This window comes from Fuscovulum blasticum DSM 2131, assembly GCF_003034965.1.
GTDB classification, from domain to species: Bacteria; Pseudomonadota; Alphaproteobacteria; order Rhodobacterales; family Rhodobacteraceae; genus Pseudogemmobacter; species Pseudogemmobacter blasticus.
In genome coordinates, this window is sequence record NZ_PZKE01000002.1 from 41604 (window position 1) to 59972 (window position 18369).

Annotated in this window: 18 protein-coding genes and 2 riboswitches; of the genes, 13 read left to right on the plus strand and 5 right to left on the minus strand. The window is 68.2% G+C overall.

Translation table 11 applies throughout. The annotated features are described in order from the left end of the window. Both C5F44_RS02235 and C5F44_RS02240 read right to left on the minus strand, forming a co-directional pair. Nucleotides 1-564, minus strand: coding sequence for a DinB family protein (locus C5F44_RS02235; RefSeq protein ID WP_107671890.1), 564 nt, complete (start codon nt 562-564; stop codon nt 1-3). Between the two features lie 72 nt (nt 565-636). Next, nucleotides 637-1929: an NAD(P)/FAD-dependent oxidoreductase gene (locus C5F44_RS02240; RefSeq protein WP_107671891.1), complete on the minus strand. Its 1293-nt coding sequence runs from the start codon at nt 1927-1929 to the stop codon at nt 637-639. A 244-nt stretch (nt 1930-2173) separates the two neighbouring features. Between C5F44_RS02240 and C5F44_RS02245 the strand changes: the two genes are divergently transcribed. Genes C5F44_RS02245 through C5F44_RS02270 form a run of 6 tightly spaced genes read left to right on the plus strand, consistent with a single transcriptional unit; the run spans nt 2174 to nt 8916 of the window. Next, nucleotides 2174-4468: an O-linked N-acetylglucosamine transferase family protein gene (locus tag C5F44_RS02245; protein WP_181318155.1), complete on the plus strand. Its 2295-nt coding sequence runs from the start codon at nt 2174-2176 to the stop codon at nt 4466-4468. Further along, nucleotides 4465-5235, plus strand: coding sequence for a glucose-1-phosphate cytidylyltransferase (rfbF, locus tag C5F44_RS02250; protein WP_107671893.1), 771 nt, complete (start codon nt 4465-4467; stop codon nt 5233-5235). The genes C5F44_RS02245 and rfbF overlap by 4 nt, the downstream gene beginning before the upstream one ends. Next, nucleotides 5229-6269 (plus strand): CDP-glucose 4,6-dehydratase, encoded by a 1041-nt coding sequence (gene rfbG / locus C5F44_RS02255; protein WP_107672160.1) that lies wholly within the window; start codon nt 5229-5231, stop codon nt 6267-6269. The genes rfbF and rfbG overlap by 7 nt, the downstream gene beginning before the upstream one ends. Nucleotides 6270-6273: 4 nt before the next feature. After that, complete coding sequence (locus C5F44_RS02260; RefSeq protein ID WP_107671894.1) at nt 6274-7503, plus strand: class I SAM-dependent methyltransferase; 1230 nt, start codon at nt 6274-6276, stop codon at nt 7501-7503. Continuing rightward, entirely contained in the window at nt 7503-8036 is a 534-nt protein-coding gene (locus C5F44_RS02265; protein WP_107671895.1) for a dTDP-4-dehydrorhamnose 3,5-epimerase family protein, read from the plus strand. Before C5F44_RS02260 ends, C5F44_RS02265 begins: the two co-directional genes overlap by 1 nt. Then, nucleotides 8029-8916: an NAD-dependent epimerase/dehydratase family protein gene (locus tag C5F44_RS02270; RefSeq protein WP_107671896.1), complete on the plus strand. Its 888-nt coding sequence runs from the start codon at nt 8029-8031 to the stop codon at nt 8914-8916. Before C5F44_RS02265 ends, C5F44_RS02270 begins: the two co-directional genes overlap by 8 nt. A gap of 10 nt (nt 8917-8926) precedes the next feature. Here the strand turns inward: C5F44_RS02270 and C5F44_RS02275 are convergent, their stop codons facing one another. Next, entirely contained in the window at nt 8927-9133 is a 207-nt protein-coding gene (locus C5F44_RS02275) for a TOBE domain-containing protein (RefSeq protein WP_107672161.1), read from the minus strand. Between the two features lie 351 nt (nt 9134-9484). Between C5F44_RS02275 and C5F44_RS02280 the strand changes: the two genes are divergently transcribed. The 4 genes from C5F44_RS02280 to ribD all read left to right on the plus strand — a co-directional run bounded on the left by C5F44_RS02280 (nt 9485) and on the right by ribD (nt 12307). Further along, a complete protein-coding gene (locus C5F44_RS02280) occupies nt 9485-9934 on the plus strand; it encodes a c-type cytochrome (protein ID WP_107671897.1) in 450 nt (149 codons plus the stop codon). A 54-nt stretch (nt 9935-9988) separates the two neighbouring features. Continuing rightward, nucleotides 9989-10603: a cytochrome b/b6 domain-containing protein gene (locus tag C5F44_RS02285; RefSeq protein ID WP_107671898.1), complete on the plus strand. Its 615-nt coding sequence runs from the start codon at nt 9989-9991 to the stop codon at nt 10601-10603. 151 nt (nt 10604-10754) lie between these two features. Continuing rightward, a complete protein-coding gene (gene nrdR / locus C5F44_RS02290; protein ID WP_107671899.1) occupies nt 10755-11222 on the plus strand; it encodes a transcriptional regulator NrdR in 468 nt (155 codons plus the stop codon). 14 nt (nt 11223-11236) lie between these two features. After that, a complete protein-coding gene (ribD, locus tag C5F44_RS02295) occupies nt 11237-12307 on the plus strand; it encodes a bifunctional diaminohydroxyphosphoribosylaminopyrimidine deaminase/5-amino-6-(5-phosphoribosylamino)uracil reductase RibD (protein WP_107672162.1) in 1071 nt (356 codons plus the stop codon). Nucleotides 12308-12459: 152 nt separating this feature from the next. Here ribD and C5F44_RS02300 read toward each other — a convergent pair whose 3' ends face one another. After that, complete coding sequence (locus tag C5F44_RS02300) at nt 12460-12888, minus strand: VOC family protein (RefSeq protein WP_107671900.1); 429 nt, start codon at nt 12886-12888, stop codon at nt 12460-12462. Between the two features lie 192 nt (nt 12889-13080). On the opposite strand from C5F44_RS02300, the gene thyX reads away from it, so the two are divergent. From thyX to C5F44_RS02315, 3 genes are all read left to right on the plus strand, one after another. Next, nucleotides 13081-13986 carry an FAD-dependent thymidylate synthase gene (thyX, locus tag C5F44_RS02305; RefSeq protein WP_107671901.1) on the plus strand — a complete coding sequence of 302 codons (906 nt, stop codon included), beginning with the start codon at nt 13081-13083 and terminating at the stop codon, nt 13984-13986. Between the two features lie 48 nt (nt 13987-14034). Continuing rightward, entirely contained in the window at nt 14035-14508 is a 474-nt protein-coding gene (gene nikR / locus C5F44_RS02310; RefSeq protein ID WP_107671902.1) for a nickel-responsive transcriptional regulator NikR, read from the plus strand. A 32-nt stretch (nt 14509-14540) separates the two neighbouring features. Next, nucleotides 14541-14727, plus strand: a riboswitch (cobalamin riboswitch). Nucleotides 14728-14875: 148 nt separating this feature from the next. Further along, the gene (locus tag C5F44_RS02315; RefSeq protein WP_107671903.1) at nt 14876-15229 is read left to right on the plus strand and encodes a cysteine-rich small domain-containing protein; all 354 of its coding nucleotides are present in this window, start codon (nt 14876-14878) and stop codon (nt 15227-15229) included. A gap of 132 nt (nt 15230-15361) precedes the next feature. On the opposite strand, the gene tcuA is transcribed toward C5F44_RS02315, so the two are convergent. Continuing rightward, nucleotides 15362-17941 (minus strand): FAD-dependent tricarballylate dehydrogenase TcuA, encoded by a 2580-nt coding sequence (gene tcuA, locus C5F44_RS17740; RefSeq protein ID WP_328588448.1) that lies wholly within the window; start codon nt 17939-17941, stop codon nt 15362-15364. A gap of 78 nt (nt 17942-18019) precedes the next feature. Continuing rightward, nucleotides 18020-18233: riboswitch (cobalamin riboswitch) on the plus strand. Nucleotides 18234-18369 lie beyond the last annotated feature (136 nt).

Below are 18369 nucleotides of genomic sequence, written 5' to 3' on the forward strand. Positions count from 1 at the left end.
TCAGCCCATCAGATCGGTCTCGGTCCAGCCAAGCCGGGCCATGTCGCCTGCCCGCGCCGCGGCATCATCGCCCACGATGAATTCATCCAGTTGCGGTGGCGCGACCGCCGTTGCCGACAGCATGTCATGCACCTGCCCGCGATGGTGGGTCTGGTGCTGGAACAGGTGGCTCAGCACATCGTCGCGGCGGTCGTGCTGGTCGCGGCTGTCGCGGTCGATCACCACGATGTCGGTCAAGCGGGCCGGGGTCAGGCTTTCCACATGGGCCAGCAGCCGCGCATCCTCGGCCGCCTGCCAGCCGGCCAGCGTGGCCAGATCCGGGCAGGCGCGGGCCTCGTCCAGCATCGGGCGGTGCAGGCGGCCGCCAAGCAGGGCGTTGATGTAGAAGCGGTCCACCAGCAGGATGTGGTTCACCGTGGCCCGGATCGAGCCGAAGAACGACGGGCGCGCCGCGTCATAGGCGCCGGGCGGCAGGGTGGCCAGCGCCGCATGAAGCCGGGCATTGGCCAGCCGGTTGGCCTGCGCCAGCTTGCGGAAGATGCGGACCGGGTCGGAATCGGGCATCTGGCGGCGTCCTTTCAGCAAAACAGACCGGCAGAGTGCCGTGTCCTGGTCCATCGGATCAAGGGGCTGGTCTCAGATGCCCAGCCTGTCGCGCAGCCGGAACAGGGCGACGGCGGCCCGCACCGCGGGCTTGCGCAGGGCGTGGAGCGGAATCGGACGCGGCGGCGTCACCGGGAACTCCAGCGCCGCCAAAGGGGTGCCGCTGGCCCAGTCGGCCAGAACCCGCCCCATGGCCACCCCGAGGGCCAGACCGCGCCCGTTGTAGCCGGTGGCAGACAGGATGCCATCGCCATGGGGCGACAGATGCGGGTAATGGTCGGCCGTCATCGCCACAAGGCCGCCCCAGGCATGGTCGAAGGGCGTGTCGGCCAGTTGCGGGAACATGCCGCGCCCGATCCGGCGCAGGTTCTGCATCAGCCGGGCCGTCACCCGGTCGCTGTAATCGCCGCGGCCGCCCAGGATCAGCCGGCCTGCCGCATCCATGCGGTAATAGACCATCACCCGCCGACTGTCCGAAACCGCCTGTCGGCCGGGCAGGATGGCGGCGCGCAGCGCATCGGGCAGCGGTGCGGTGGCCACCTGCACAGACCGCACCGGCACCAGCGTCCGCGCCAGCGGCACGATCAGCCCGTCAGTCTGGGCATTGGTGCAGATCAGCACACGGCGGGCGCGCACCTGACCATCAGCCGTCCGCAGCAGATGGCCGGCCCCGTCGCGCCGGATCGACAGCACGGCCGAACCGCCATGGATCGCCGCACCTTGCCGCGCCGCCGCCGCGGCAAGGCCCTGCGTCAAGGCCAGCGGATGCACATTCGCGCCGCGCGGGTCGAGAAGTCCGCCGATGTAGACCGGGGTGCCGATCAGGGTTGAAATCTCTTGCTGCGACAGCATCCGCAGGGGCACGCCGCGCGCCTGCCATTGCCGGGCGCGCGCGCCCAGTGTCGCCAGCGAGGCCGCGTCATGCGCAGGCTGAATCCAGCCCGAGGTGACAGCATCGCAGGCAATGCCATGCCGGCGGGCCAGATCCACCGTCAGCGCCGGCGCATTGCCTGAAAGCGCCAGCATCCGGGCCGCCATGTCCGGGCCGAAGCGGCGCTCAACAGCGTCGGGGTCGTGCTTCAGGCCGGGGTTCAACTGGCCGCCGTTGCGCCCGGACGCGCCCCAGCCGGGCTGTTGCGCCTCAAGCACCACGGCGGCGATGCCGCGTTCGGCCAGATGCAGCGCGGCGGACAAGCCCGTCACCCCGCCCCCAACGATGGCCACTTCGGTCTCGACCGGGCCGGACAGGCGCGGAAAGGGCGGTTGCGGCGGGGCCGTCGCCGTCCACAGGGAATTGGCCAGAACCGGAGTTTCGTCGGCAATCACCTGAGCCCTCTTGGTTCGTTCTGCAAACGGCTTGGGGGCCAACGGCGCCCCCGCGTCACCAGAGCGGGAAATGCCCCCTTGGGCCAGAAAATTCGAGACGGATGCCCGCAGATTTGGGGTTCTGCGCCCTGTTGGCCGGCTTTTCACCACAGCGGGGTGGCAGAAAGCCGCATCGCATCGTAAAACGTCGACGGAACCCGTTGGTTTCCAATTCGTTTGCCAGTGTTTATGTCGCAGGAGGCCCATGTCAAAGGTTCGTCTGACACCAGCCGAAAAGGCCCTTGCCACGGCCGACACCGCCTTTCGTGCCCGTGACTTCCAGGCAGCCGTGGCTGCCTATGCCGACGCACGGCGCCTGGGCGCATCGCTGAAACTGGGTGCGCGTGGGCATGCGCTGGCGTTGTCGGAACTGGGTCGGCATGACGATGCGGTCGAGGCGTTCAAGCCCTGGTATGCCAAGGCGTCCAAGGATGTTGGAACGATCAACCTGATGGGCGTCCTGCTGAAGCGCGCCGGTCGGCTGGCCAAGGCGGCCGAGGTGCTGGAAACCGGACGCAAGCTGCGGCCGCAGGATCAGGCGGTGCTTCACAACCTTGGCAATGTGCATGAACTGCTGGGCGATCATGCGCAATCGGCGGCTTGCTATGAGGCCGAGTTGCGCATTGCCCCGCAGTCCGCCGAATTGTGGCGCCTGCTGGCACGTCAGCAGGTCGCGCTTGGGCAGATCGAGGCTGCCATCGCCAGCCTGCGGCGCGGAATGGCCCTTGCCCCGGGGGACACACAGGTTTCTTCGCTGCTGGCCCTTACGCTGCAGCGGAACGGTCAGGTTTCGGAAGCGCGCGACCTGATCCGCAGGCTGCGCCTTGCCGCCCCCGACGACCCGGAATACGCCGTGATGGAGGCCCGCCTTTCCGCCAGGATGGGCGAAGCGGTGCAGGGTATCGAAATCCTGAAGGCCATGCTTGAACTGCACCCCGGCCACCCCAACGCCAGCCTGCTGGCAGCTTCACTGCTCGGCGATGGTGACCTTCGGACAGCCAGCGCAATTCTCGAGCGGGCGGTTGAACTGAACCCTGACCGGCCCGAGTTGCTGGAACGGCTGATCGAAGTGCTGCAGCGCTGCCGCTTTGACAGCGAGGCGGCGCATATCGAACGGTCTTATGTGCTGGCCAAGCGCTATATGGAAAAGTTCCCGAACCGGATTCTTGAGGCGGCGCGCGCCCTGCGCACCGTCATGACCCGGGTTCTGGATGAAGACCGCATGGCGCAGACCGGCCGTCCTGATGTTCTGTTGCCGATGTGGCAAAGAAACGCCGCGCTTTCCGCGGTACATTACGAACTTGGACAGGTCTCCACGCTGGAAGACAGGCTCCGGCTGGTGGACTGGCACCGCGCCTGGGGCAAGCGCGCCAGCGCGGGCATCGTGCCGGTCAACCTTCCCCCCCTGCCCGCGCTGCAGACCGGCCGCAAGCTGCGGATCGGTTTCATGTCGTCTGACCTGCGGCAGCATCCGGTGACGATGTTCGCCCTGCCGCTGCTGGAAGGTTATGACCGCGATCAGGTCGAGGTGTTCTGCTATTCCTTCTACGAGAAGGCCGCAGACTCGATGCAGCAGCATATCGCAGGCCAGGTGACGGCCTTCCGCAACTGGCCGAAGCGACCCGACGATCAGGTTGCCGAAGGGATTGCCGCCGACGGTCTGGACATCCTGTTCGAACTGGGCGGCTCAACCGCGATGAACAAACTTGAGGTGATGGCCTACCGGCCGGCGCGTCTTGGGGCCAGTTGGCTGGGCTATCCCCATTCCGCCGGGCTGGAACAGATCGACCTGATCCTGACCGACCCCTACCTGCGCCCCGACGATCCGCGCCTTCTGATCGAGCACGCCTTCGAGATGCCGGCAACCTGGGTGGCGCTGTCGCGCATGTTCGCCCGCCACGAGATCGCCGAAGGCACGCCGCAGGCGCGCAAGGGGCATCTGACCTTTGGCACCGCGAACAACCCCTACAAGTACACGCCCGCCTGCGTGGATGCCTGGGCTGCGGTGCTGCGGGCGGTGCCGGGGTCGCGCTTCGTCTTCCTGCGACCCGAGGGCGGCGTCGAGAGCTTTGTGACCAACGCGCGGGCCGCCTTTGCCCGCCGCGATGTCGATCCCGCCCGGCTGGAATTCATCGGCGTCCGCGGCGACCACATGCGCCATTACAACGAGATCGACATCGCGCTGGACAGCCTGCCGCATGTGGGCGGCACCACCACCTGTGAATCGCTCTGGATGGGGGTGCCCACGGTCAGCCTGGTCGGCCCAGGCTTCCCCGAACGGCTGAGCTATTCCAACCTGTCCAACGCGGGCCTCGGCGACCTCGCGGTGTTCTCGGTGGACGATTACGTTGCCAAGGCGGCCGAGCTGGCCGCCGATCCGGCGCGGCGGCTGGCCTTGCGGCACGGGCTGCGGGCGCAAATCGCGGCGCATCCGCTGGGCCAGCCCGAACGGTTCACCGCCGATTTCTACGCGCTGGCAAGAAAGGTGGCCTCGGAATGAAGGCAGTCATCCTGGCCGGTGGTCGCGGCACGCGGCTGTCCGAGGAAACCGGGCTGCGGCCCAAGCCGATGGTGGAAATCGGCGGCCGTCCGATCCTGTGGCACATCATGAAGCTGTATCAGGCGCATGGGATCAACGAATTCATCATCTGCCTTGGCTATCGGGGCTGGCAGATCAAGGAATACTTCCTGAACTACAGCCAGTTGTCGTCGGACCTGACGGTCGATCTGGCCCAGGGCACGGTCGAGGTGCTGCGCCCGGTGGCCGAGCCCTGGCGGGTGACGCTGATCGACACCGGCGAGGACACGCAGACCGGAGGGCGGCTGGCGCGGGTGGGGCATATGTTGGCCGGGGAAGAAGCGTTCTGCCTGACCTATGGCGATGGTCTGGGCGATGTGGACATTGCGGCCAGCATTGCCTTTCACCGCCGCCATGGCCGCGCGGCGACGGTGACGGCGGTCACCCCGCCCGGCCGTTTCGGCGCGCTGCATCAGGAAGGCGATCAGGTGACCGCCTTCACCGAAAAGCCCGAAGGCGACGGCGGCACGATCAACGGCGGCTTCTTCGTGCTGTCGCCCTCGGTCCTTGGCCGGATCGCCGGCGATGCGACCCTGTGGGAACAGGAACCGCTGCGCGGTCTGGCGCGGGATGGCGAGTTGATGGCCTATCGCCACAGCGGTTTCTGGCAGCCGATGGATACCTTGCGCGACCGCGATCATCTTCAGGCGCTGTGGGACGGGGGCACCGCGCCTTGGAAGCTGTGGTAAGGCGACCCGACCCCGCGTTCTGGTCCGGGCGGCGGGTGCTGCTGACCGGGCATACCGGGTTCAAGGGGGCCTGGGCCACGCGGATGCTGGCCCTGCTTGGCGCGCGGGTGACCGGCTTCGCGCTGGACCCCGAGCCCGGCCCTTCGGCCTTTGCCGCGCTGTCGGTTTCCGACGCGCTGGACCGTGACCTGCGGGGCGACCTGCGCGATGCGGCGGCAGTGGCGCAGGCGGTGGACGGGGCCGAAGTCGTGCTGCATCTGGCAGCGCAGGCCATCGTCTCGGAAGGGTATCGCGACCCGGCGGGAACTTGGGGCAGCAATGTCACCGGCACGCTGACCCTGTTGCAGGCGTTGCGCGGCAGCGGGGCGCGGGCGGCGGTGCTGGTCACCTCGGACAAGGTTTACCGCAATGCGGGCGACCGCGCCTTTGTCGAATCTGATCCGCTGGGCGGCGACGATCCCTATTCCGCGTCGAAAGCCGCCTGCGAAATTCTGGCGGCCAGCCACCGCGCCGCCTTTGCCGACCTGCCGCCCCTGGCCACGGCGCGGGCGGGCAACGTGATCGGCGGCGGCGATTTCGGGCGGGACCGGCTGATCCCCGATCTGGTGCGCGCGCATGTGGCAGGGGTGCCCCTGCGCCTGCGCAACCCCGCCGCCACGCGGCCGTTCCAGCATGTGCTGGACGTGGTTTCAGGCTACCTTCTGCTGGCCGAAGCGCTGGCCGCCGGCACCGCCGCGCCGGCGGTGAACTTCGGCCCCGCCGAGGCCGAGCTTTCGGTGGCCGATCTGCTGGCGCATTGGCAGGCCGCAACCGGGCAGCCGGTAAACTGGCAGCGCGCCGAAGGGCTGCCGATGCCGGAAAAACCCCGCCTTGCGCTGGACAGCGGACTGGCCCGGCGCAGCCTGGGCTGGGCACCGCGCTTTGGCACCGCTGCGGCGGTGGCCGCGACCGCGGATTGGTATCACGCCTGGGCCGCAGGCCAGACCATGGCGGCGGCCAGCGACAACGCGCTGCGCGCCTTTTTGAATGAGTGATGGAATGAGCGGAACGATCACCCACTGCCGGGCCTGCGGCGCACCCTTCGGCCCGGTCTTCTGCGATCTGGGCGTGATGGCGGTGGCCAATTCCTACCTGCCGCCCGAGGCCGACCCCACCGCCGAACCGCGCTTTCCCTTGCGCGCGATGGTCTGCTCCGACTGCCGGATGGTGCAACTGGACCATGTGGTCGATGCGCATGGCATATTCCGGGATTATGCTTATTTTTCATCGGCATCTTCGTCATGGCTGAAGCATTGCCTGAACTTCTGCGCCACCATGACCAACCGGCTGAACCTTGGGCCGCAGTCATTGGTGATCGAGGTGGCGTCGAATGATGGCTACCTTCTGAAGAACTTCGTGGCCTCCGGCGTGCCCTGTCTGGGGATCGAGCCGGCAGAAAACGTGGCTGCCGTGGCGCGGGCGGCGGGCGTGCCGACCGAGGCGGTGTTCCTGACCCCCGACAGCGCGGCGGCCATCGTGCAGCGGCTGGGGCGGCGGGCCGATCTGGTGGTGGCCAACAACGTGCTGGCCCATGTGCCCGACATCAACGGCTTCACCCAAGGGCTGGCCGCACTGCTGGCGCCCGAAGGCGTGCTGTCGGTCGAGGCGCCGCATCTGCTGGCGCAGGTCGATGGCGTGCAATTCGACACGATCTATCACGAACATTACGCCTATTGGTCGCTTCTGGCGGTGGAACACCTGTTCACCCGCCACGGGCTGACGGTGTTCGATGTGGAAACCCTGCCCACCCATGGCGGCAGCTTGCGAATTCTGGCCTCGCCCACGCCGCGCCCGGCTTCGGCCGCGCTGCGGGCGCTGCGCCAGCTTGAAGCGGCGCGCGGGCTGGCAAGCGATGCCTTCTATCAGGGCTTCGGCGCGCGTGTGTCGGGGGTTCTGTCCGGCTTCCGCGACTGGCTGGCGGTGCAGAAACGGCGCGGGCGGCGGGTCGCGGCCTATGGCGCGGCGGCCAAGGGCAACACCTTCCTGAACGCCGCCGGCGTGACGGCGGCTGATCTTCTGGCAGTGGCCGACCTGTCGCCGGCCAAGCAGGGACGGCTGTTGCCCGGCAGCCATGTGCCGGTGGTCTCGCCCGAGGCGCTGCTGGCGCTGGCGCCGGACGAGATTCTGATCCTGCCGTGGAACATTGCGCCGGAAGTGGTGGCCCAGTTGCGCGCCGCAGGCTTCAGCGGCGGCCTCTGGACCGCCGTGCCCGAGATGCGGCGCTGGTGATGCAGCTTCACCCCACGCCCCTGCCGCAGGTGTTCCGGGTGGAAAGCCCGGCTCACAGCGATATGCGGGGCAGTTTCCGCCGCAGTTGGTGCGCCGACAGTTTCGCGGCGGCGGGTCTGGATTTCGTGCTGCGTCAGGCCAGCCTGTCCACAAACCCGCATCGCCACACCCTGCGCGGGATGCACTGGCAGGCCGCCCCCGCGGCTGAGCAGAAACTGGTGCGCTGCGTGGCCGGCGCGGTCTGGGATGTGGCGCTGGACCTGCGCCCCAACAGCCCGACCTTCCGCCACTGGTATGCCGAAGACCTGTCGGCCGAGAACGGCCGGGCGCTGTTCCTGCCGCAGGGGGTAGCGCATGGCTTCCTGTCGCTGACGGCAGATGCGGTGGTGGAATATCTGATCGACGCGCCCTTCACCCCCGAAGCTGCGCGCGGTGCGCGCTGGAACGACCCGGCCTTCGGCATCGACTGGCCGGCGCCCCCTGCGCTGATCTCGGACCGTGATCGCGACTGGCCGGATTTCCCCAATGTCTGATCCGGTTCTGCTGACCGGCGCCACCGGCTTTGTCGGGCGGGCGGTTCTGGCCGAACTGGTGGCGCGCGGGGTGCCGGTGCAGGCGGTGTTCCGCCGCGCGCCCGGCCTGAACCTGCCCGGCGTGACCTGGCATCCGGCCGATCTGCTGACCGAGGCCGGGCGCAAGGTGGTGCTGGATGCGGGCCCTGCCCCGCGCCTGATCCATTGCGCCTGGGAGGTGGAGCACGGGGCCTTCTGGACCTCGCCCGCCAATGCCGTCTGGCGGGCGGCGTCAGTTGATCTGGTGCAAGGCTTCCTGACCCGGGGCGGGCAGCGGGTGGTGGCGCTTGGCACCTGCGCCGAATACGACGCCACCGCGACGGGCCCCTGGGACGAAAACCGCCCGATGGCCCCCGCCACCCCATACGGGCAGGCCAAGGCCGCACTGTTCCATGACCTTTCCGCCCTTTGTGGCCCCCGGCTGGTCTGGGCACGGCTGTTCCACCTGTATGGCCCCGGCGAAGACAGCCGCCGCCTGATCCCCGCGCTGGCAACGGCGCTGCGGCAGGGCCTGCCGGCCGAGGTGCGCAAGGCAGAGCTGATCCGCGATTATGCCTCAACCGCGCATGTGGCGCGCTGTCTGGCGGGGCTGCTGGACAGCCCGGCCTTCGGTGCGGTGGACATCGGGTCGGCCGAGCCGCGGTCGCTGGGCGATCTGGCGGGCATCCTGGCCCGCCATCTTGGCCGCCCTGACCTGCTGCGCCTGTCGCACCGGATCGACCCGGAGGAACCACAGGTCATGGCGCCCCGGCTGGCCCGGCTGCACGCCGCCCTTGGCCCGCTGCGCGAACGGCCCGAAACCGGGCTGCCCGCCTTGCTGGAGACCTCTGCGCCGGGCTGACGCCGGGCCGTCAATCCTTGCCGATCATCACGTCCGAGGCCTTGATCACCGCATAGGCCCGCTCACCCACCTTGAGCCCCAGTTCATCCACGGCTTCGTTGGTGATCGAGGCTGTCACCAGCGTGCCCCCGATATCCAGACGGACATGGCTGGTCACCGATCCGGTGGTGATCCAGACGATGGTTCCCGGCAAGACGTTTCTGGCGCTGAGCTGCATTTCGGCCTCAAGGATTCGATATGTCTTGCGATACATAGCGTCGCAGGCCAGACGGCGCCCGCCCTGCCTGCGGCGCTGCCCTTCTCGAAAGGGCACGCAGGCCGCCCCTGCCTTGCGCGCGGGCAGATCGACCGTTTTTCGGGCAGTAAAAGAAGGGAAAGGCGGCAGATTGCCCCGCATCTTGGCAAGCCCGATGACCGGCACCGGCAGGGGCGAAAACCCGAGTCCATAATGTATGTCTTTGAAAATATGTATCTAACATATTCTCAAATGACAATATTTTTACGACGGAATCCCCGACTGCCTTCGTATAGGGGGGATCAGACCCATCTTGCATGACAGGAGAGACCCATGCGTAAGATCATTTACGGAACCGCCATTGCGGGGCTTTTGGCTGGCATCGCCTATGCCGCCGACCCGATGGCGACCATCACCGCCCGTCAGGATTATTACAAATCTCTGGGGGGCGTGATGAAGCCGATGGCTGGCCTTGCCAAGAGCTTTGATGCCGAGGCCGCCAAGGCCGAAGCCGCCAAACTGGAGGCGATCCTGGCCACCGATGTGGCGCCGTTGTTCGCCCCCGGCACCTCGGACGCCGAATTCCCCGGCAAGACCCGCGCCATGGCGAAGATCTGGGAAAACGGGGAAGATGTCGGCGCCAAGGGCAAGGCAATGCATGAAGCCGGGGCCGAGGTGATTGCCGCCGCCAATGCCGGCGATGCCGCCGCCTTCGGTGCGGCCTTCGGCAAGCTGGGCGGCACCTGCAAATCCTGCCACGACGCCTATCGCGTGCCGGAATGACCCTGACGGCCGGGCCTTGCGCCCGGCCCCCTTCCCCTTGATGCGAGACGAAGAATGACCAAGCAGAACGAACAGATCTGGGACCCGGCCCTGCGCGCCTTTCACTGGGCGCTGGCGGTGGCTGTCATCGGCGGGTGGCTGCTGGGCCAGTTCGGCCCCTTGCAGATGACGCTGCATTTCTGGGCCGGCTATGCGGTGGCCGCGCTGATCGTGTTCCGGCTGCTCTGGGGTTTTGTCGGCCCGCGCAATGCCCGCTTCACCTCATTCCTGCGCGGCCCCGGCACGGTGATCGCCTATGTCCGCACCCTGCCCGCGCGCACATCGGTGCATCCCAGGGGGCATAACCCGCTGGGCGGCTGGTCCATCGTGGCGATGCTGGCGATGCTGGCGGCGCAGGTGGCCACCGGGCTGATCCTTGACCCCGAGGATTACATCAACACCGGGCCGCTGGCCGGCATGGTCTCTGCCGACTGGAACCGCTGGGCGCTGGGGATGCACCATACGCTGGCCGTCGTGCTGCTGGCGCTGGTGGTGCTGCATGTCGCCGCCATTCTGTTCTACCGCTTCTGGAAGCGCGAGGATCTGGTGACCCCAATGATCACCGGCCAGCGCCGGCAAGCGGGGCGCAGCCGGAAGGGCCGGTTCACCGCCCCTGGCCGCACCGGCTGAGTCCCCCGTGCCACACCTGGCCCCCCAGATACGGGGCCGGGCGTTTCTGGCTGGCCCATATGCCGCGCCTGCCCCTATAGTCTGCGTCGGATACCGGGGGGAACACCCGGACCTTGAGGCAGGCCTATAAAAACAAGCAAGGAGGGAGCGGATGCGCTGCCCATTCTGCGGCAATATCGACACCCAGGTGAAAGACAGCCGCCCGGCGGAAGACCATGTGTCCATCCGCCGACGCCGTTTCTGCCCCGCCTGTGGCGGACGCTTCACCACCTATGAACGCGTGCAGCTTCGCGATCTGGTGGTGATCAAATCCTCTGGCAAGCGCGAGGATTTCGACCGCGACAAGCTGGAACGCTCGATCCGCATCGCGATGCAGAAACGCCCGATCGACCCCGAACGCATTGACCAGATGATTTCCGGCATCGTGCGGCGGCTGGAGTCGCTGGGCGAGACCGACATCCCGTCCAAGCAGATCGGCGAGATCGTGATGGAAAGCCTGGCCCGGATCGACACCGTGGCCTATGTGCGCTTTGCCAGCGTTTACAAGAACTTCCAGGCTGCGGGCGATTTTGACCGCTTCGTCAGCGAGCTGCGCCCCAGCGACAAGCCGGAAGAGTGAGCGACGCCGACCACATGGCCCATGCCCTGCGCCTTGCGGCGCGGGGCATGGGCGCGACCTGGCCGAACCCCTCGGTCGGTTGCGTGATCGTGAAGGACGGTGCGATCATCGGGCGCGGCTGGACGCAACCCGGTGGCCGGCCCCATGCCGAGGTCCGCGCGCTGGCACAGGCCGGACGGGGCGCCGCCGGGGCCACCGCCTATGTCACGCTGGAACCCTGCGCCCACCATGGCCACACCCCCCCCTGCGCGGAAGCCCTGATCGCGGCAGGCGTCGCCCGCGTGGTGACCGCCCTGACCGACCCTGACCCGCGCGTCTCGGGCCGCGGCCACGCGATGCTGCGCGCGGCCGGGGTCGAGGTCACCGAGGGTGTCGGCACCGCCGGAGCCGCGCGGGTGACGGCGGGGTTTCTGAAGCGCGTCACCCGTGGCCTGCCCTTCGTGACCCTCAAACTGGCCACCACGCTGGATGGCCGCATCGCCACCGCCAGCGGGGAAAGCCGCTGGATCACCGGCCCCGAGGCCCGCGCACATGGCCACCTGCTGCGGCTGACCCATGACGCGGTTCTGGTCGGGTCGGGCACCGCCTGCGCCGACGACCCCGACCTGACGATCCGCGCCTTCGGCACGGCGCGCCAGCCGCTGCGGATCGTGCTGGACAGCCGCTTGCGCCACACCCCAGACAGCCGCCTGGGCCGAACCGCCCGCGACCTGCCGGTCTGGCTGCTGCATGGCCCCGATGCCCCCGCCGCCGCGCGGCAGGCCTGGGCCGCGACAGGGGCGCGGCTGCTTGAGGTGACGACCGGACCCGAAGGCCATATCGACCCCACCGCCGCACTGTCCCGGCTGGCCGGCGAAGGGCTGACCCGCATCCTGTGCGAAGGCGGCGGCACACTGGCGGCGGCACTGATCGGTGCCGGTCTGGTGGATGACCTGGCCCTTTATCAGGCCGGCTGCCTGATCGGAGCCGACGGCACCCCGGCGCTGGCCCGGCTGGGCCTTTCCCATCTGGCCGACGCCCCCCACCTGCGCCTGCGCGAAACCCGGCGTCTTGGCCCTGACACGCTCAGCCTGTGGTCGATTTGAGACAAAAGCGGGGCGCTGCCCCCGCACCCCCGGGATATTTAGGGACAGATGAAATCAGCAGGCCTTGCGCCCCTGACTTCATCCGTCCTCAAGTTTCCCCGCCGGAGGCAGGCGCGCGAACCGGCTGGGCCACGCCTGCGCGGCCGCTTGTCTTACCAGTGGCCGGTGTTCGGCATCGAGATCCAGGGTTCAACCGGCGTCAGGGCACGGCCGCTTTGCAAAAGCTCGATCGAGATATTGTCCGGGCTGCGGACAAAGGCCATGCGGCCATCGCGCGGCGGGCGGTTGATCGTCACGCCGTTCGCCATCAGATGCGCGCACATCGCATGGATGTCCTCCACCTCATAGGCCAGGTGGCCGAAATGCCGGCTGTCGCTTGGCAGAGCCTTGTCGCCGTCCCAGTTCCAGGTCAGTTCCACCGGGCACTCGGGCTGGCCGGGCGGGGCCATGAAGACCAGCGTGAAGCGGCCGCTTTCGTTGTCGTAACGGCGCGTTTCCTCAAGCCCGAGCAGCCGGTAGAAGGCGATGGACGCCTCAAGGTCCAGCACCCGGACCATGGTGTGTAGGTATCTGATCTGCATCTGCTCTCCTTGCGCGGGCCGGTCTGGCCGCGGTCATCGGACAGGATAGCACGCGATCCCCCAAGCGCCACCCTGTCGCGCCACGCCTCCGCGGCACCTTGGCCGCACCGCCCTACTGCGGTTTCCGTAGGATGGCACACCATATATAGTGGCTAGCGACTCGTTTCCGATTTTCCCCGAAAGGCCCCGCCCATGCCGCTGACCCCCGACCAACGCGCCGAGATCGAAGCCGCCAGGGCCCATCCGCAACCCACGCTGCGTGCCGTCTCTCCGGGGATGGAGGCGCATCTCTACCGCGCGCATGAGGTGCTGGATCACGGCTTCATCCGGGTGATCGACTATATGGGCGACGATGCCGCCATCGTGCAGGCGGCGCGCGTCAGCTATGGCGCCGGGACAAAGCATGTGTCGAACGACGAAGGGCTGATCCGCTATCTGATGCGGCACTGGCATTCGACGCCCTTCGAGATGTGCGAGATCAAGCTGCATGTCAAACTGCCGGTCTTCGTGGCCCGCCAGTGGATCAGGCACCGCACCGCCAACGTCAACGAATACTCGGCCCGCTATTCGATCCTTGACCGCGAGTTCTACATTCCGGCGCCCGAACACCTGGCCGCGCAATCGACCGTGAACAACCAGGGCCGGGGCGAGGTTCTGTCGGGCGCCGAAGCCGCGCGGGTGCTGGAAACGCTGAAGCGCGACGCCGCCACCTGCTTTGACCACTACGAGGAAATGCTCTCGCAGGACGGCCAGCAGGGCCTTGCCCGCGAACTGGCGCGGATGAACCTGCCGATGAACACCTATACGCAGTGGTACTGGAAGACCGACCTGCACAACCTGTTCCACTTCCTGCGGCTGCGGGCCGATGCCCATGCGCAATACGAAATCCAGGTCTATGCCAAGGCGATTGCCGAGTGCGTCAAGGACTGGGTGCCGCTCGCCTATGCTGCCTTTGAAGATTACCGCATGGGCGGCATCACGCTTTCGGCCAAGGCGACGGCCCTTCTGAAGCGCCGTCTGGCCGGCGAGACGGTGGGACAGGAGGATTCGGGCATGTCGAAAGGCGAATGGCGCGAGTTTGTCGAGGTCTGGGGCTAAACGCGCCTTCCTTGCGCGCCAGTGCATTGCCGTCTCAAAGGGGGCCTGATGATCCGCACCACCATCACGCTGGATGACGAACTGGCCGCCGAGCTGGAGGCCTATGTCGCACGGTCGCCGGTGCAGAACCGGTCCGAGGCGATCCGCGACCTGATCCGGCGCGGGCTGGCGGTTGAACCGGCGGCGCGGCCCGATCAGGGCTGTTTCGCGGTGGTGTCCTGCGCGGTGGACCAGACGATGCCAGAGCTGGCAAAGCGCATCCGCGAAGGCCGGCTGGCACGCCATTCCGAGATACTGCTCCACACCAGTATTCCGATCAACCACGGGGAAACCGTGGATATTTCCGTGCTGCGCGGCGACTTCGCCCGCGTGTCGGATTATGCGGCGCAACTGTTTCTGGAACGCGGGGTGCGGCATGGCGCGGCCGGGCTGATCCCGGTTGAGGAACATGTCGAGACCCATGCGCATGAGGGCGAGGAGCCGCACAGCCACACCCATCTGCGGGTGCAGCAAAGCTTCTGACCGGGCTGCCTTGACAGCTTGCGGACAGTGGCCTTTGATACCCCCGTTCCGGTGCCCCGCAAGGGGCGAAGAGGGAAGCCGGTGAAACCCCGGCGCTGCCCCCGCAACTGTGAGCGGCGAGTCCCTGCCAAGATGCCACGGGCGCCCTGCGCGCCGGGAAGGCTGGCAGACCGACGATGACCCGCAAGCCAGGAGACCTGCCGGAACCGCGAACCGATGCCGGGCGGCGGGCCCGGGGACAGGATCTGTGCAGGGCCACGGCCTGTGCGCGCTTGTGATCTGTCTCCTGTTTTTCGCGTGGCATCAGGACCTTGCGCCGAATCCGGCGCCGGGACCGGCACGGAAACGTCAGGCGAAGGGGCCAGCGATGCAGCCGAAGGACACGACCACGAATGAGGCCTTCAAGGGCTACACCAACACGGCCTGCCCGTTCCTGCCCTGCCACAAGGGCGTGAAGGGCGATTTCAACTGCCTGTTCTGCTACTGTCCGCTGATCGCCTATGAATGTCCGGGTTCCTACGCGACCTACACGGACCGGAACGGTCTGACACGCAAGGACTGCTCTGCCTGCACCCTGCCGCATGACGATTACCGCAAGTCGTGGAACTTCATCCAGCGCTGGCTGGAATATCCTGTGGTCTGGTCGGGCCTTCCGCAGACCGACCCGCCCACCCGCCGCCCCCGCCCGCCCGGGCATGAGGCTGAGGGCCAGGACGACTGACGGCTGTCCTGCAAACGCGCGGCGGGGCAACTTGCAAACTGCATCCGTCCCGTCGCCCGCCTTTGCCCGCCGCAATCAGGCGGCAAGCCCCCCGGACATCCGGCCGCCCCTGACACACTCCAATCTGATCGCTCATTCCCCCGGCGCGTCGGACTTGTCAGCCTGACCGGGTCTGGGGCGGCGGGCCGCGCGTTCGCCGGCATGGCGCAACAGGGCTGCGAAGCGCCAGCCGCCGTGCGACAGCTTGCCAAAGGGCAGAAGCAGCGCAAACCCCAGCACGCTGCCCAGATGCAATGCCAGCATCAGGCCCATGACGGGGGTCTCGCGCAGGGCAAGAAGCAGCAGCCCGGAACCGGCGACGACGGCAAGCTGGGCCCGGGCGAAGCGGTCCTCGGCCAGCATACGGGCACTGGCCGGGGCCTGATCGGCCGACCGGCTGCGTCGCTCCAGCAGCGCGAGGCCGGCCAGCATCGCCAGACCGCCGATCGCGCCCAGCAGAACCGGCAGGCTGCCCACCGGGTAAGGTGCCACCTGGCCGCGGCTGTGCAACCAGGCCCCGGCCAGCGTGGCCAGAAAGGTCAGGCCAAACCCATAGGCAGCCAGGTGATGCGCACGGCGTCGGATCGGGCTGACGCGGCCCTGCCGGTCTTCGCAGCCGGGGGCGCCGTGGCCAAGGTTGCGCAGGGTGGCGGCATCGGTCAGCGCCCGGAAAAGCGTGGCCGGGCTGTGCCGCGTGGCCGGGCCGCCCGAGCGGCGCCAGTGGCGCCAGACCCTTACCGCCAGCACCATGCCCGCCCCGGCAAAGGCCAGCGCCGCGCCCGCCGCCATTACCGGATGGGGGATCACCCGGTAAAAGGCCCCCGCCCCGGCTTGAGGCGCGAACAGCACCTGCGGCGGCACCAGAAGCAAGGTGCCAAGCACGGGCGCGAACAGGCAGAACAGGAACAGCCAGACCGCGGAACGGGGGCCGGCAGCCTGCCGGGGCAAAGGTCCGGCATAGTCTTGCGCCCGCACCTCGGCCAGCGCGGCGGGGACGTTGATCGCCAGTTCATGCGGCAGGGTATATTGGCAATCGGCGTGACAGGACCGGCAATCGTGGCACAGATGGGCAAGATGGCGCAGATCGCCGTCACGCAAGCCCTGCCGCAACTGGGCCGCCGGGAAGACATCGCAAAGCCCGCTGCAGAACCCGCAGGTGTTGCACAGGTTCATCGTGCGCCGGGCATTGGCAAGCGGATCTTCCGGCGGCGGCGCAGACGGGGCGATCCGGTCTGCAAGGGCCGGCCTCTGCGCGGTCAGAACCGCAGGCCCGGCCAGCGCCGCCGCCTCGCGCCCGGCGATGCGGCCGAAGACGCCGGCAATGGTCAGCCCGATGCCCGAAAGGTAGCCCGGGCCCAGGATCTGGCCGCACATGGCGGTGCCCGCCGCGAAAAGCCGCGGCGCGGTGCCCCCTGCGGCCAGGCGGATTCGCGCACTGGCGTCGACGGCGGCTCCGTGGCGCGTAAAGGCCAGCCCCAGCCGCATGGGGATGGCCGCAAGGGGGCCGTCAAGCCGGCCCAGAGGGGCCGTGTCGCGCAGGGTGCGCGGTGGATCGGGCGGCGGACCGCCGGTCTGCCAATCCCTGATCTCTTGCAGCGTGACGGTCAGGCCATCGGGGTCGATGCCACAGGCAAGGGCCAGCGCCACGGGCGTGGCCGCGCGCCGCGGCGGATACATCAGCGGCGGCAGACGGGCGGTGCCCTCGGGTCCCAGAATGATCCAGCCGCGCGGATCCGGCCGGTCTTGCAGAAGACGCGCCCAATGCGAGAACCGCTCGGGGCTGATCGTGGCGCCTTCATCGCCAAGGCGGCGGCCGTCAGGGCCGACGACAAGGCCAAACTGCATACCGTCCAGCCGGCTGACGATTCCGGCATCGTCTTGTGGCGCGCGGGCATCAACCGGGACAAGGTGGCCATCGCCCGGCAAACCGGCGGCGGCAGCCCCATGCGACAACAGCCAAAGCAGCGGTTCCCCCTGCTGGAACGGGGTGCCCCGATTGGCGATCACCGCCGCGCGCGGGCCAAGGTGGCGGGCCAGCTCGCCCCTGTTTGCGCCCGTACCACCGCAGGTCAGCACCACGGCAGCGGCGGCAATCTGCACCGGCCCCTCGGGCGTGTCGGCATGAATGTGCAGCGGGGCGGCCGTTTGCGACGACAGCGCGACCGGATCTAGGGCACGGACCCGCCAGCCGGTGCGAATCTCTACCCCCAGGGCGACAGCACGGCGGATCAGGGCATTGACCAAGGCCTGCCCGCCCCCGCGCAGAAAGACGGTTCGGCGGGAATACGGCAGATTGCCGTCGGCCCAGGGTTCGAAAGCCACCCCCTGCGCCAGAAGCCAGGGCCCCAGATCGCCCGCGCCTTCCGCCAGACGCTCTGCAAGGTCTGGATCAGGCGCAGCCTTGCGCCGAAGATCCGCCAGAAAGGCCGCGGCGGGGTAACTGTCGCGCTGGAAGGGCGTTTCGGCAGGGTTGACCAGACGCAGGTTGCGGCAATGGCGGGCGTTGCCGCCCAACAGCTCGCGCGGCGCGGCATCCACCAGCATCACGGCGGCCCCGGCCTCACGCGCCTCGATGGCGGCGCAAAGCCCGGAGAACCCGCCGCCGATGACCAGAACCCTGTTGCCGCCGTCCGCCACCACGCCCCCCGCCTTTTCGCGGGCAAACGGTTTCACGGATGCGTCCGATCCTCAAGGGCACCCCTATTCGCAACCTGCGGCGGAAAGGCGGTTGACATGCCGCGGCGGTTATGGCCGGTAAAGGGCATCATCGGTCCCTTGCCGGGCATCATCGCGCGGCGAGGGGGAGAGAGGGAATACGGTGCGGCCCGCAGGGGCCAATTCCGTGGCTGCCCCCGCAACTGTAAGCGGAGAGCGACGCCGAACACGCCACTGGGCCAATCGCCCGGGAAGGCCGGCCGAGCCAAGACCCGCGAGCCAGGAGACCTGCCGGCGAGGCATGGCGAAGAGCGATCTTCGCCTGCAGTTAACCGGACGCCGGGGTGTGCGTCTGGCTCGCAGAGCCGGAACGACGCCCTGCGTGCCTTTCATCCCGAACGTCCTTTCTGGATTCCGTCTTCTGACGGCACAAGAGAGGAACGACC

What these genes read in the sequence shown, in the direction of transcription:
- C5F44_RS02235 (WP_107671890.1), bottom strand. Translation starts at nt 564, where the DNA reads ATGCCCGATTCCGACCCGGTCCGCATCTTCCGCAAGCTGGCGCAGGCC.
- C5F44_RS02245 (WP_181318155.1), top strand. Translation starts at nt 2,174, where the DNA reads ATGTCAAAGGTTCGTCTGACACCAGCCGAAAAGGCCCTTGCCACGGCC.
- rfbF (WP_107671893.1), top strand. Translation starts at nt 4,465, where the DNA reads ATGAAGGCAGTCATCCTGGCCGGTGGTCGCGGCACGCGGCTGTCCGAG.
- C5F44_RS02260 (WP_107671894.1), top strand. Translation starts at nt 6,274, where the DNA reads ATGAGCGGAACGATCACCCACTGCCGGGCCTGCGGCGCACCCTTCGGC.
- C5F44_RS02265 (WP_107671895.1), top strand. Translation starts at nt 7,503, where the DNA reads ATGCAGCTTCACCCCACGCCCCTGCCGCAGGTGTTCCGGGTGGAAAGC.
- C5F44_RS02270 (WP_107671896.1), top strand. Translation starts at nt 8,029, where the DNA reads ATGTCTGATCCGGTTCTGCTGACCGGCGCCACCGGCTTTGTCGGGCGG.
- C5F44_RS02275 (WP_107672161.1), bottom strand. Translation starts at nt 9,133, where the DNA reads ATGCAGCTCAGCGCCAGAAACGTCTTGCCGGGAACCATCGTCTGGATC.
- C5F44_RS02280 (WP_107671897.1), top strand. Translation starts at nt 9,485, where the DNA reads ATGCGTAAGATCATTTACGGAACCGCCATTGCGGGGCTTTTGGCTGGC.
- C5F44_RS02285 (WP_107671898.1), top strand. Translation starts at nt 9,989, where the DNA reads ATGACCAAGCAGAACGAACAGATCTGGGACCCGGCCCTGCGCGCCTTT.
- nrdR (WP_107671899.1), top strand. Translation starts at nt 10,755, where the DNA reads ATGCGCTGCCCATTCTGCGGCAATATCGACACCCAGGTGAAAGACAGC.
- ribD (WP_107672162.1), top strand. Translation starts at nt 11,237, where the DNA reads ATGGCCCATGCCCTGCGCCTTGCGGCGCGGGGCATGGGCGCGACCTGG.
- C5F44_RS02300 (WP_107671900.1), bottom strand. Translation starts at nt 12,888, where the DNA reads ATGCAGATCAGATACCTACACACCATGGTCCGGGTGCTGGACCTTGAG.
- thyX (WP_107671901.1), top strand. Translation starts at nt 13,081, where the DNA reads ATGCCGCTGACCCCCGACCAACGCGCCGAGATCGAAGCCGCCAGGGCC.
- nikR (WP_107671902.1), top strand. Translation starts at nt 14,035, where the DNA reads ATGATCCGCACCACCATCACGCTGGATGACGAACTGGCCGCCGAGCTG.
- C5F44_RS02315 (WP_107671903.1), top strand. Translation starts at nt 14,876, where the DNA reads ATGCAGCCGAAGGACACGACCACGAATGAGGCCTTCAAGGGCTACACC.